The organism is Flavobacterium sp. YO64 (assembly GCF_004119505.1).
GTDB lineage: Bacteria > Bacteroidota > Bacteroidia > Flavobacteriales > Flavobacteriaceae > Flavobacterium > Flavobacterium oncorhynchi.
In genome coordinates this window covers 198259-211673 of the sequence record NZ_NRQV01000004.1, presented here as the reverse complement: position 1 = coordinate 211673, position 13415 = coordinate 198259, and the positions used below count along the sequence as shown (strand labels likewise).

9 protein-coding genes are annotated in these 13415 nt (G+C 32.9%); 7 read left to right on the top strand and 2 right to left on the bottom strand.

Translation table 11 applies throughout. The annotated features are described in order from the left end of the window. Nucleotides 1-97: 97 nt before the first annotated feature. The 3 genes from BOW57_RS04630 (at nt 98) to BOW57_RS04620 (ending at nt 4000) form a co-directional block, all read left to right on the top strand. The gene (locus BOW57_RS04630) at nt 98-697 is read left to right on the top strand and encodes a DNA-3-methyladenine glycosylase (protein ID WP_129053203.1); all 600 of its coding nucleotides are present in this window, start codon (nt 98-100) and stop codon (nt 695-697) included. Between the two features lie 111 nt (nt 698-808). Next, nucleotides 809-1339 carry an inorganic diphosphatase gene (locus BOW57_RS04625; RefSeq protein ID WP_089052566.1) on the top strand — a complete coding sequence of 177 codons (531 nt, stop codon included), beginning with the start codon at nt 809-811 and terminating at the stop codon, nt 1337-1339. Nucleotides 1340-1453: 114 nt separating this feature from the next. Continuing rightward, nucleotides 1454-4000 (top strand): sodium-translocating pyrophosphatase, encoded by a 2547-nt coding sequence (locus tag BOW57_RS04620; protein WP_129053202.1) that lies wholly within the window; start codon nt 1454-1456, stop codon nt 3998-4000. Between the two features lie 99 nt (nt 4001-4099). Here BOW57_RS04620 and BOW57_RS04615 read toward each other — a convergent pair whose 3' ends face one another. Both BOW57_RS04615 and BOW57_RS04610 read right to left on the bottom strand, forming a co-directional pair. Then, nucleotides 4100-4714: a deoxynucleoside kinase gene (locus tag BOW57_RS04615; RefSeq protein ID WP_089052568.1), complete on the bottom strand. Its 615-nt coding sequence runs from the start codon at nt 4712-4714 to the stop codon at nt 4100-4102. Next, nucleotides 4714-5529, bottom strand: a complete 816-nt coding sequence (locus BOW57_RS04610; RefSeq protein WP_129053201.1) for a hypothetical protein — start codon at nt 5527-5529, stop codon at nt 4714-4716. Before BOW57_RS04610 ends, BOW57_RS04615 begins: the two co-directional genes overlap by 1 nt. Before the next feature lie 232 nt (nt 5530-5761). On the opposite strand from BOW57_RS04610, the gene BOW57_RS04605 reads away from it, so the two are divergent. The 4 genes from BOW57_RS04605 (at nt 5762) to BOW57_RS04590 (ending at nt 13327) form a co-directional block, all read left to right on the top strand. Next, the gene (locus BOW57_RS04605; protein WP_129053200.1) at nt 5762-6664 is read left to right on the top strand and encodes a GLPGLI family protein; all 903 of its coding nucleotides are present in this window, start codon (nt 5762-5764) and stop codon (nt 6662-6664) included. Nucleotides 6665-6702: 38 nt separating this feature from the next. Beyond that, nucleotides 6703-9390, top strand: coding sequence for a carboxypeptidase-like regulatory domain-containing protein (locus BOW57_RS04600; RefSeq protein ID WP_129053199.1), 2688 nt, complete (start codon nt 6703-6705; stop codon nt 9388-9390). A gap of 92 nt (nt 9391-9482) precedes the next feature. Continuing rightward, on the top strand, nt 9483-11717 hold the full coding sequence (locus BOW57_RS04595) for a hypothetical protein (protein WP_129053198.1): 2235 nt from the start codon (nt 9483-9485) through the stop codon (nt 11715-11717). A gap of 143 nt (nt 11718-11860) precedes the next feature. Further along, nucleotides 11861-13327 carry a M28 family metallopeptidase gene (locus BOW57_RS04590; protein ID WP_129053197.1) on the top strand — a complete coding sequence of 489 codons (1467 nt, stop codon included), beginning with the start codon at nt 11861-11863 and terminating at the stop codon, nt 13325-13327. Nucleotides 13328-13415: the final 88 nt, after the last annotated feature.

Below are 13415 nucleotides of genomic sequence, written 5' to 3'. Positions count from 1 at the left end.
TTTTTTTTCTTAAATCTGCGTGAACTAAAACTTTGCGTCTCTGCGCCTTTGCAAGATTCTTTTTTGCTTAATTTTGAAATGGACTTAAAACCATTTTATGCAAGAAGCCATTGATTTTCTATCTGCTAAAAATCCAATATTTCATCAAATTATTGAAAAATATGGATTGCCGCCAATTCCAAAACGTCCGCAAGGTTTTGAGACATTGGTATTGCTTATTCTTGAGCAGCAAGTTTCGATAGATTCGGCGAAAGCTACATTCTTAAAAATTAAAGCCTATACAACGTGTAATCCAGAAACGATGTCGGTTTTATCAGATGAAGAATTTCGGAATCTTGGCGTGAGCCGTCAGAAAACCAAATACATTAAAATTTTAGCAGAAGCCGTTTTAAATAAAGATTTAGATATAGAAAGTTTAGCTGTAAAATCGGCAAAGGAAGTTAGAGAAGAACTTATTAAACTAAAAGGAATTGGAAATTGGACTATTGATATTTATTTAATGTTTTGTTTGCAAGAGCCCGATTTAATACCGCTTGGTGACATTGCAGTAGTTAATACTATTAAAGAATTACTTGATATTCATGACAAACAAGAAATGGAAATTCACGCGCAGCAATGGAGTCCGTACAGGTCATATGCAACATATTTACTGTGGCATTATTACTTAAATAAACGAAATCGTAAGATTACCTATTAACTGCCTGTTTTTTAAAACAAAACTAGGCAGATTAATGTAGTTTTTTATTGTGAAAAAAGGATTCTTTAGTTACTTTTGCAACCGAATTTATAGAAACAATAAAAAACGAAAATGACCGCAGACAAACTAACAACTTTCGATGTATTAATCGAAATACCAAGAGGAAGCAGAAATAAATATGAGTACGATTTTGAAATCAAAAGAATGCGTTTCGACAGAATGTTATTCTCTTCAATGATGTACCCTGCTGATTACGGATTTATTCCTGAAACTTTAGCTCTTGACGGTGACCCTCTTGATGTATTGGTTTTGGTAAACGAACCAACTTTTCCTGGATGTGTTATGGAAGTAAAACCAATTGGTGTTTTCCACATGGCAGACGATAAAGGACCAGACGAAAAAATTATCTGTGTACCAGTTTCAGATCCAATCTGGAATTCTTTAACAGATCTTTCAGATATTAATCCCCACTTAGTAAAAGAAATCGAGCATTTCTTCCAAGTGTATAAAGATCTTGAAAACAAAAAAGTAGATGTTGAAGGTTGGGGAGATGTAAACGAAGCTTATGCAATTATTGCTGAGTGTACAAAACGTTTCGATGATATTGAAAATAAACCAGAGGGATTATTTAGCATTAAATAATTTTAACCCTTTTCTAATATAAAAAAAGCAATACTACCGTCAGGAGTATTGCTTTTTTGTTTAAATTCGTTTTAGTTAGATTGTTGACTATTAACCAAAAACCATTACTATATTATGAATTCATTTATGATTTACCTGCCAATTGTTATGGCAATTTTAGGATTACTTTTCATGGGAATAAAAAGGGCTTGGGTTTTAAAACAAGATGCGGGCGACGGTAAGATGAAAGAGATTTCAGATTATATTTATGAAGGAGCATTAGCCTTTTTAAAAGCTGAATATAAATTATTAACCATTTTTGTAATTATTGCCAGTATTGCTTTGGCGGGAATTACTTTTATTCCAGGAGTACAAACTCATTTATTAATCGTAATTGCATTTATTTTTGGAGCATTATTTTCTGCTTATGCTGGAAATATTGGAATGAAAATAGCGACTAAAACAAACGTTAGAACTACGCAGGCTGCTCGTACAAGTTTGCCGCAAGCATTAAAAGTTTCTTTTGGAGGCGGAACTGTTATGGGGTTGGGAGTTGCAGGTTTAGCGGTTTTAGGTTTAACAACTTTCTTTATATTATTCTTTAATCTTTTTTCTGATGGAGTTTGGAAAGATACTGAGACAATGACTGTTGTTTTAGAGACTTTAGCTGGATTTTCACTTGGTGCTGAATCGATCGCTTTATTTGCGAGAGTTGGAGGTGGAATTTATACTAAAGCAGCGGATGTTGGAGCTGATTTAGTGGGTAAAGTTGAAGCCGGAATTCCAGAAGATGATCCTCGTAATCCTGCTACAATTGCAGATAATGTTGGAGATAATGTTGGAGACGTTGCGGGTATGGGAGCTGATTTGTTTGGATCTTATGTAGCAACCGTTTTAGCTGCAATGGTTCTTGGTAATTATGTAATAAAAGATATGGGTGGAAGTATCAATGATGCTTTTGGCGGAATTGGACCAATTTTACTTCCAATGGCAATTGCTGGTTTCGGAATTTTATTTTCGATTATTGGAACAATGCTTGTAAAAATTTCAGATGATAATGCTAAAGAAGCTCAAGTGCAAAAAGCATTGAATATAGGAAACTGGATTTCTATTGCTTTAACAGCTGTTGCTTGTTTCTTTTTAGTACAACATATGCTTCCAGAAGTAATGACAATGGAATTTTTCGGAGAGGGAGCGCAGCAAATATCTTCAATGCGTGTTTTCTATGCTACTTTAGTGGGATTAGTTGTGGGAGGAGCTATTTCATCCGTAACAGAATATTATACAGGATTAGGAACAAAACCAGTTTTGGCAATTGTTCAAAAATCTTCAACAGGAGCAGGAACAAATGTAATTGCTGGTTTGGCAACTGGAATGATTTCTACTTTTCCAACAGTACTTTTATTTGGTGGAGCAATTTGGATTTCATATGCTTTAGCAGGATTTTATGGTGTTGCTTTAGCGGCTTCGGCAATGATGGCAACAACAGCAATGCAATTAGCAATTGATGCTTTTGGACCAATTTCAGACAACGCTGGAGGAATTGCAGAAATGAGCGAATTGCCTAAAGAAGTACGTACAAGAACAGATATTTTAGATTCTGTAGGTAATACAACTGCAGCAACAGGAAAAGGTTTTGCGATTGCTTCCGCAGCATTAACTTCATTAGCTTTATTTGCAGCCTATGTTACTTTTACAGGAATTGACGGAATTAATATTTTTAAAGCGCCAGTTTTAGCCATGTTATTTGTCGGCGGAATGATTCCTGTAGTTTTCTCAGCATTAGCGATGAATTCTGTTGGAAAAGCAGCTATGGATATGGTATACGAAGTGCGTCGTCAGTTTAAAGAAATTCCAGGAATTATGGAAGGAACTGGAAAACCTGAATACGGAAAATGTGTTGAGATTTCTACAAAAGCAGCTTTACGCGAAATGATGCTGCCGGGAATTTTGACAATAGGTTTTCCAATCGCAATTGTACTTTTAGGAAAACTTGTTTACGCAGACAATAATCAGTTAATAGCTGAAATGTTAGGAGGATATATGGCAGGAGTTACTGTATCAGGAGTTCTTTGGGCTGTTTTTCAAAACAATGCCGGAGGAGCTTGGGATAATGCTAAAAAATCTTTTGAAGCTGGAGTTATGATTAACGGCGAAATGACTTATAAGGGTTCTGATGCTCACAAAGCAGCGGTAACTGGAGATACAGTTGGAGATCCGTTTAAAGATACATCTGGACCGTCAATGAACATCCTGATTAAGTTAACTTGTTTAATTGGTTTGGTAATTGCACCAATTTTAGGAGCGGGACATGCTGATGCTGGAATGGCAGGAAAAGGTTCTTGCTGTGCTAAAACAGAAATGCATGCTGGAGCAAATTCTAAATGCGGTGATATGTCTGGAATGACAAAAGAAGAATGTATTGCAATGTGCAAAGAAAAAGGATGTTCTGAAGAAGAAACTGCAAAATGTTTGGCTCATTTTGATCAAAAAGGAAAGTATCAAAAAACAGATTGTTTTGATACTAGTAAATATGAGAAAAAATCTGTTCGAGTTGAAATTACAAACGTAAACGGAAAAACGAAAGGAACTGTAACTAAAACCGAAAATGGTAAAACAACCACAGAAGTTTATGAAGGAACAGAAGAAGAAGTTCAGGCAAAAATTGATGCTGCAAAATAAAGTGTATTAACAACTTTGATAAAGTTTCTTAAAAACAAAAATGCCTCTAAAATTATTAGAGGCATTTTTTATTTCGTGTAAATCTGTGTAATTCGTGTTCTAAAACAATCCGTTTAATTCAGCGTCAATTCTATTGATAATGTTTCCTAAATCTTCTGGATTATCAACGAAATTGATATTGTCAACATCGATAATTAATAATTTTCCTTTAGTATAAGTCTGAATCCACGCTTCATATCTTTCGTTCAAACGGCTTAAATAATCAATAGAAATTGAGTTTTCGTATTCGCGTCCGCGTTTGTGAATCTGTCCAACTAAATTAGGAATAGAACTTCTTAAATAAATTAATAAATCTGGTGCTTTTACCAAAGATTCCATTAATTCAAACAAAGACGTATAGTTTTCAAAATCACGACTTGTCATTAATCCCATCGAATATAAATTGGGAGCAAAAATGTAAGCATCCTCATAAATCGTTCTGTCTTGAATGATTTTTTTTCCGCTTTCTCTAATTTGCTGTACCTGACGGAAACGACTGTTCAAGAAATATATTTGTAAATTAAACGACCAACGTTCCATTTGATGGTAAAAATCATCTAAATATGGATTATCAACAACATCTTCATAATGGGGTTCCCATTTAAAGTGCTTTGCTAATAATTTAGTCAAAGTAGTTTTTCCTGCGCCTATATTTCCTGCTATTGCTATGTGCATTACGGTGTTACGATTTTATAATTTGCAATTTCTTTAGCTGTAAAAATAGATAAAATTTGGTCTTTGTAATAGAATTTGTTAAACGTTTTTTCTAAAATTTCAATTTCAAAATCTTGACCTGTATTTGCTTTGCTAATGTCTTTAAAAAACAACAAATTAGCTTTGCTGTAAATGTATTGTTTAGGGCTTATTATTTCAATTTTATCAAAGTCTGGCACATTTCCTAAACTTGAAATTTTTCCGAAAATATCACACGAAAACCAATTGTTTTTTTTATCAATCCAGTAAAAAGTATTAAAATCAGTTTGGTAATACTTTATGCTTTCAGTCAGCGGAATTGAAACTGTTTTGTATTCATTTTTCAAATAATCAAAAAGACCTATCTGCTGATTTAAAGTATTGAAAATCCAAAGCTGATTTTGGGTAGACATTCCTATTGCACCAGCTATTATTGGAATTGAATTTTGAGAAAAATTAATTTCGGTCATTTTATTTAATTGATTGTCTAATAAAACAACGCTATTAAAGTCTTCATAGTATAATACAATTTTAAGCGGATTTTGAATGTCAACTTTGGTGATGTTTCCCAAAGACACATTTTTATATTCAAAGATTTCACTGCCTTTTACTTTTCTAAAAACATTGTTCTTTATATCGTAACCGTACCCAAAAGAATCAAAGCCAATAAAGTCATCAACATCAGCCACAAATTTAGAAACAACATCAGGTTTTATTTTTGGGCTTTGTCCCCAAAAAGTCGAAAACGAGCACGAAATAAACAGCAGTAAAAAAATATGACGATATATTTTGCTCATAAAAGATTTGGTTTCGAAATGCCAAAGTACAAAAACTGTGTAAAAGAATCTCTTAAAATTAGAGTTTTAGTCATTTTAGAGTTTAAACCTTTCTAAATTCTAATAGTCTTACAAAAACTTAATTTTGTCGATGACATTTTAAGATTAATATATTTAATTTTCAGTATTTTAAAATTAATAATACATTTGAGTGTAAGTTTTGAAAAGCTTACCGAATTACAAAAAGAAAGAAATGAAAAAAGGATTTTACTTGCTTTTGATTCTTGTTTTTAGTCAAGTACAAGCACAAAAAGATTTTCAAGGATTAGCGGTTTATGAATCTAAAACTCAAGCGCCTAAATTTGAAGGTGTGAGAACCGGAAATCGCGATATTACGCCAGAGATGCAAAAAAGTATGGAAGAGCGTCTGAAAAAAATGCTCGAGAAAACATTTATTTTAAATTTTGACAAATCGGCATCCATTTATAAAGAAGAAGAAAAACTGGAAACTCCCGGACAGCAAGGCGGCGGAATGCGAGTTATGATGAATTCGTTTATGGGCGGCGGCGGCACTTTTTATAAAGATGTTAAAACAAAATCGTATACAGTTGATAAGGAATTTATGGGAAAAGAATTTCTAGTTGTAGATTCACTTCCAAAATTAGAATGGAAATTAGAGCAGGAAACCAAACAAATTGGAGGTTACAATTGTTTTAAAGCAACTGCAATTAAAGAAGCCAGTAAAACTGATTTTAGAAATTTCAGACCTAAAAATAATGATGATAAAAAGGATGAGGTAAAAAAGACGTCAGGAGAAACTAAAACAAATTTCGAAGATAATTTTGAAATTCCTAAACAAATCGTAGTTACTGCTTGGTATACACCAGAAATTCCAGTTAATCAAGGACCAGAAAATTATTGGGGACTTCCAGGTTTGATTCTAGAAGTAAATGATGGTAAAACTACCATTTTATGTTCCAAAATAGTTTTGAACTCTAAAGATAAAGTCGAGATAAAACCCTCAAAAAAAGGAAAAGTTATTTCCCAAAAAGAGTACGACGCAACAGTGATTAAAAAAATGGAAGAATTTAGAGAAATGAATCGCGGACGCGAAGGTGGTCCGGGTGGAGGAAATACAATAATGATCAGGCGATAAAACGCTAACTCTGAAATATTATCCTAATTATTTTCTTGATGAACAAGACTCTTTTTTTATTCGCCTTATTTTTTACTTCTATATCCTTTTCTCAGAGTGTTCGTTTTGATGGAATTATTCAGGACGAACAAAAAAATCCGTTGGAAATGGCCAATATTATGGCGGTTAACAACGGGACAAAAGCAATGGATTCTTATGGAATTACGAATGATAAAGGGAAGTTTCAGCTTACTTTAAAATCGAATACCTCTTATACAATCAAAGTAAGTTATCTTGGAATGAAATCTAAGGAAATTGCCGTTTTGGCCAAAACTGAAAATATCAGCCAGAATATTGTTTTAGACGGAGCAGGAATTGAATTGGAAGGAGTTGAAATTGTGCGTGAAATGCCCGTTTCTATAAAAGGAGACACCATTGTTTATAATGCCGATTCGTTTAAATCGGGTACAGAAAAGAAACTCGAAGACGTTTTGAAAAAACTGCCGGGAGTTGAAGTAAATGCCGATGGAGAAATTGAAGTTGAAGGAAAAAAAGTGAGTAAATTGATGGTTGAAGGTAAAGACTTTTTTGATGGTGATACCAAATTAGGCGTTAAAAATATTCCCGCAGATGCCATTGATAAAGTGCAGGTTCTTAGAAATTATAACGAAGTAAGTGCTTTAAAAGGCTTAGAAAACGATCAAGATAATGTTGCAATGAATATCAAACTAAAGGAAGGTAAGAAAAACTTTTGGTTTGGAGATGTTACCGCAGGAATTGGAGTTGCAGAACTAGACAGCCGATATATTATTAACCCAAAATTGTTTTATTACAGTCCAAAATACAGCATTAATTTAATCACCAATTTTAATAATATTGGAGAGCTGCCCCTTACCGCACAGGATTATTTTAAGTTTACCGGCGGTTTTAAAAATATGATGAAAAAGGGAGGAAGTTCTTTTAATGTTTCTTCAAATGATTTAGGAATTTCTATTTTAAGAAATAATCGCGCCAAAGAAATTGAAACCAAATTTGGAGCAACAAACTTCGCTTATTCCGTCTCAAAAACATGGAATATTAGTGGTTTTGGAATTCTATCAACTTCAAAAACAGATCTTGAAACCAAATCACAGACTACAATTCTTGATTCTGGAGATCAGCAGAAAAGAGATGAATTAACGCATCAAAAGAATAATTTGGGGCTTTTTAAATTAAGTTCAACTTATAAACCAAATGATAAATTTCAGTTTGATTATGATATTTTAACCAAATTGTCAAAACAAAATGAAGATACTGATTTGTTGCGCGAATCAATTGTAAATAATGCCTCAACAGTTGAAACTATTTTGACAGGTAAAAAACAAGATCCAACCTCAATAAATCAAAATTTGAGTTTGTATTATACACAAAGCGCCAAGAATATATTTGCTTTTGAAATGCAGCATTTATATCAAGATGAAAACCCGTTTTACAACGCCAATTTGCGCACGCAGCCATTTGATTTGTCAGGTTATGTTTCGGGTCAAAAAAGAAATGATTTAAATCAAAACCGATTTGTAAAAACTAATAAACTAGATGCTAAATTGGATTATTATTATATGGTAACACCAAAAAGTAACATCAATATTACTTTAGGAAATACCTATTCGTATCAGGATTTTAATTCTCATATTTTTCAGATGTTAGATAACGGAGATAAAAATGATTTGAATGATACGGCCAATAATAATGATGTGAATTATAATTTTAATGATGTCTTTCTAGGTTTCCATTATAAAATTCTAACAGGAAAATTTATTTTGACTCCTGGAGTAAGCGTACATTCATACCAAATGACAAATACGCAGTTAGGTACAAACTATTCGCAAAATTTCGTAAAAGTACTGCCTGATTTCTTCGCCTTATATCAAATCAAAAAATCAGAAACACTGACCTATAATTTCTCTTTAACCAATGATTTTACAGATATTAATCAGTTGGCTGCGGGTTATGTTTTGTCTGATTACAGCAGTTTATTCCGTGGTAATAGATTTCTGGAAAATGCGACTTCTCAAGTGCATTCGCTTCGCTACTTTAAATACAACATGTTTAATTTTGAGAATATTTTTGCCAATGCATCCTACACAAAAAAAGTTGATGCCATAAAAACCAAAGCCAATTTTGAAGGAATTAATCAATCATCGTCGCCATACAATTCAAATTTAGCCGATGAAACTTTTAGCGGAATGGGAACTTACGGACGTTCATTTTTGAAAAATTATAAAGCGTCAGCAAGTGCAAGTTTAAACTGGTCGAAATTCAACAATATTCAAAATGATAAATTGGCAGCGACCGAAAGTTTTGTTCAGAGTTATACCGTAAAAGCATCGACAAATTATAAAAACTTTCCCAATATTGAATTTGGTTATAATGCCTTAATCAATAAATACAGCGGTTCTACTTATTATACAGACAAACCTTTTGCTCGACTAGATTATTACTTTTTAAAAAGTTTTTCGTTTGTTTCAGAATATGAATTCTACCATTATTATAATGGAAATAAAACCGTAGATAACGAATATGATTTTTTAAGCGCTAGTTTAATTTATCAAAAAAAGAACAGTAAATGGGAGTACAAAGTTTCTGCAACAAACTTATTAAATACAAAATATCTTAACGACGACAGCTTCTCGCAGTTCTCTACAAGGGTTTCTCAATATACCGTTCAGCCGCGATATATCATATTCTCAATGAAATACAATTTATAGTATTTTAGTTACATTATTTTAGATTTAAGTGTTCCGATTCAGACAAGAAAGAGATACCTTTGCGCAACAAAATTAACCACAAAATTTTAGTCATGCGCAATCTTATTTGGAGTTTAATGCTCTTGTTTATCGGAATGTCTGCATTCTCCCAGACAAAAACAATTGAAAAAGGATCATATCTGTCTACAGATAAAGGTCAAAAAATCAAACTTAATTTATTAGATAATAATAAATATGAGTTGATTCTATATTCTGGCGATTATGAAATCAAGGGAGATTCATTACTTTTTATACAAAATGGAAAAGACAAAAACATTTTTGATCTTTCTTTTGTAAACAATAATAAAGCAAAAAAGATCAAAGTAAAATTTATAGATCCTGCCTATTATCCTTTTTATATCGGAACTCAAAAGGGATCAGATTTAGTTGAATATCAAAGTTTGATAGATATTAAAACTAAAATGGATCCTAATTGGATCAAAGCCGATTTAGAGTTTGAAATTGATAAAGCCGATTTTTTGTATTTAGTGTACGAAGGATATGAAGGAAATTCTAGTGTTTATAAATATGCTTTACCAAAAGAAGTTTCAGAAATAACAATCAAGTATGAATTACCAGTTTTAGGTGATTTAAGGCTGTCTGGTTTTTTTGATAAAAGCACAAACGGATTAAAAATTTCTGAAAAAGGAGGAAAAAATCCATTGACATTTTTTAATGAAAAAAATGCTCAGCCAGAGAAATCTCAAAAAGTTATTCCACTCGAAAGTAAAACTGTTTCAAACTGGACTTATCCAGGAAAAGAAGAAGCTTTATCAGCATCAGCTGCAGTAGACAGCGTTGCAGCACCTTTTTCCCTTGATAGTATTGCAGCGGTAAGCCAAGTAGAGTTTAAGTTAAAGATAGAAAATAATCTAAAAAATGCACTTGCTGCAACCAAACAAGTCAAAGATAAATTTTTAGTAGTTGTAGTGAATGGCAAAGATTCTGCAAAAACTGATTTTGATTTCTTTATAAAAGGTCAGGAAACACAGATTGGATATAATATGTATACCGAATACAATCCTCAATATGATGTGTACAATTTTTATTTGGCAGGAGCCGAAGATAAAAAATGGCTGAAAAACAATAAAATTGTAAATGATCCTGCTATAATAGTTTTGAATGGTGAGGGAGAAGTATTAGCACAAGCAAAATCAGATTTAGCAGGCAAGGAATATCAATTTGGCTATTACAGTGATTTTTACCGTCAGTTAAAACGTGCAGATGCTTTTTTAGTTTTTGATAAAGCAATAAAAAATAAAAAAGCAACAGATGCAGATTTGATAAACGCTTTTAATAAAGTTTCAGCTTTAGAAATTTCATACGATTATGATAGTAATGATGTAACAGATCCTAATTCAACAGATTTTGTAGTAACTAAAGCAGTCCAAGATAAAAAAGGAATCGAAAAGATTTGGAAAAAACTTATTGAAACACATCAAAAAGACACCAAACCAAATATGCTTTTAGTAGAAGCGATTTTAAAAGAAATCAAAGATCAAGGATTTACTAAACAGCTTTTTAAGGAAGAAAAGATCCTTAACGACACTGATTTCTTAGCAATAGATTATTTGATAAAACACTATGATGCTATTGAAAAAATAAACAAAGAGGTTGACAACAGTACAGTCGAATCGGCTGACGGAGTGAAAATAGGAAACCTAAGCGCCGAAATTTCATTTGCTTTACAGCAAGACACTTATGCGGCACAAGATGAAACTGAAGGGAAGACAAGTCAAGATAAAGCTATTGCCGTATACAAAAAGTTAATTGCAGCAGGAAAAGGCGGTTTCGACTGCTACAAAAATTATTTAAACTATCTAAGTCAAGAGGCAGAAAAGAATGGTAATGATACTGTTCTTTTAAAAGAATTCAGCGCTTATTTTGACACTTATTTGTCGACAGAAAAAGGAAATGCAATTCAGCGATTAGACGATTTATTTGCAACAATCGATTATAATTCTGATTATTCGTATAACGGATGGAATTCATTCAAAGAATATAATTCAAACCTTTGCAACTCGGCAGCGTGGGCAGTTGTTTTAAAGCCTGAGAATGCTGACTATATTAAATCAGCAATCAATTGGTCAGAATATAGTTTGATTGTAACCAAAAACAATCCCTACTATTTAGACACTTTGGCGCAACTATATTATAAAGATGGTCAGAAACAAAAAGCAATTGAAACGCAAAAATTGGCTGTGAAATATTTGAATGCTCAGGTTGAAGCAGAAACTGCTGCAGAAATTAAAGAGACATTAAGTAAAATGCAAAACGGAACGTATTAAAATAAATAGTTGAGAAAACAAAAATGGCTGTCTTTATTGACAGCCATTTTTGTTTATTAATCGTTGTTATTTGCTGTTTTTGGCTTAAAAAATCAAAAAAATTGCCTCGAAATGCTTAAATTTGGGATACTAAATTAAAATGTATGAAAAACAAAATGCTCCTTGTTTTACTTGCCTCTGGCGCACTGACTTTTGCACAGGCAATTAAAAAACCGTTAGTTTCGGCAATAACAGATAAAGATCTTAGAACCGATATGTATCAAATGGCTGGAGATCATTTTAATGGTCGTGAAGCCGGAACACTTGATGAGTTAAAAGTATCGATGTGGCTTGCCAATAAAGCCAAAGAAGCCGGAATGGCTCCAGCTGGAGACGATGGAACTTATTTTCAGTTTTTTGATTTGTACAGACATCAGGTTACGCCAAATACAAAATTTAAAATAGGCAAGAAAGAATATAAATTATGGAAAGACGTTCTGGTTGCAGAAACAACTAATGTAAAAGTTGAGGGTTCTTTACTATATTTAGGTGCAGCAACAAAAGAAGAAATAGAAAAAGCCGACATTAAAGGAAAAGCAGTTGTTTTACTGGCTTCAAAAGAAGGAATTGCTGATGATATTTCGCTTTTCGACAGAAGGTATCCAGGTTTAGTGCGAAATAAATATTATGATCTTGTTGTAAAAAAAGGTGCCGTAGCGCTTATTATGGTTGCTGACGAATTAGCAGAACAAAGCTGGTCTCAAGTTGAACCACAAATGACAAGAGGAATTTACGGAATTGAAGGTTTCCGTGACAAAATAGGTGCAACAATGCCAGTTTTTTGGGTACACGGAGATCAATTAGAATATTTAAAAACGACAAAAGATATTTTGTCTACTGAAGTAGTTTCTGAAACCTATAAATATCCTTCAGTAAATGTTGTGGGTACAATTGCTGGAACAGATCCTAAATTGAAAAATGAATATGTACTTTTCAGCGGCCATCAAGATCATGACGGAGTACGTCAAAAATACGGTCAAGATTCTATTTATAATGGAGCAGATGATAATGCAAGTACTTGTGTAGCAATGCTGGCAATTGCAAGAGCCTATAAAAAGCAGCCAGGAAAAAGAACAGCTTTGTTTGTATTTCATGGTTCTGAAGAGCGCGGATTGCTAGGATCGAGATGGTATGCAGCACATCCTACTGTTCCCGAAAAAGATATTATTGCGGTTTTAAACGGTGATATGATTGGAAGAAACAATGTAAATCAGGCAGCATTGCTTGGTTCTAGTTCTCCTCATGAAAATTCATCTGATTTGGTAGCTATTGCAAAAAAAGCAAATGACGAAGGACCAAAATTTGATTTAGATAAACTTTGGGACAGACCAGAACATCCAGAGTATTTTTATTTCCGTTCAGATCATTTGCCTTATGCGAAAAGAGGAATTCCTGCAGTTTTCTTTACAAGTGTGCTGCACAGTCAATATCACACTCCAATGGATGAGTCAGAAAACATTGATTACGTAAAACTGCGCAAAATGACAGAATGGATGTATCGTACAGGTTGGATTTTATCAAATGATGCCAATCGTCCTAAAACGTTACCAAATGTGCAATTAGAAAGATAAAAGTTGAGATTGTATTAAAATAAAAATCCCGATTTCTAATTTTAGAAATCGGGATTTTTTATGTTTAAGAATAAAGTAGTTGTCTAAA

Coding starts and splice junctions, on each gene's coding strand:
- BOW57_RS04625 (WP_089052566.1), top strand. CDS start 809: ATGACCGCAGACAAACTAACAACTTTCGATGTATTAATCGAAATACCA.
- BOW57_RS04600 (WP_129053199.1), top strand. CDS start 6,703: ATGAACAAGACTCTTTTTTTATTCGCCTTATTTTTTACTTCTATATCC.
- BOW57_RS04620 (WP_129053202.1), top strand. CDS start 1,454: ATGAATTCATTTATGATTTACCTGCCAATTGTTATGGCAATTTTAGGA.
- BOW57_RS04630 (WP_129053203.1), top strand. CDS start 98: ATGCAAGAAGCCATTGATTTTCTATCTGCTAAAAATCCAATATTTCAT.
- BOW57_RS04590 (WP_129053197.1), top strand. CDS start 11,861: ATGAAAAACAAAATGCTCCTTGTTTTACTTGCCTCTGGCGCACTGACT.
- BOW57_RS04615 (WP_089052568.1), bottom strand. CDS start 4,714: ATGCACATAGCAATAGCAGGAAATATAGGCGCAGGAAAAACTACTTTG.
- BOW57_RS04595 (WP_129053198.1), top strand. CDS start 9,483: ATGCGCAATCTTATTTGGAGTTTAATGCTCTTGTTTATCGGAATGTCT.
- BOW57_RS04605 (WP_129053200.1), top strand. CDS start 5,762: ATGAAAAAAGGATTTTACTTGCTTTTGATTCTTGTTTTTAGTCAAGTA.
- BOW57_RS04610 (WP_129053201.1), bottom strand. CDS start 5,529: ATGAGCAAAATATATCGTCATATTTTTTTACTGCTGTTTATTTCGTGC.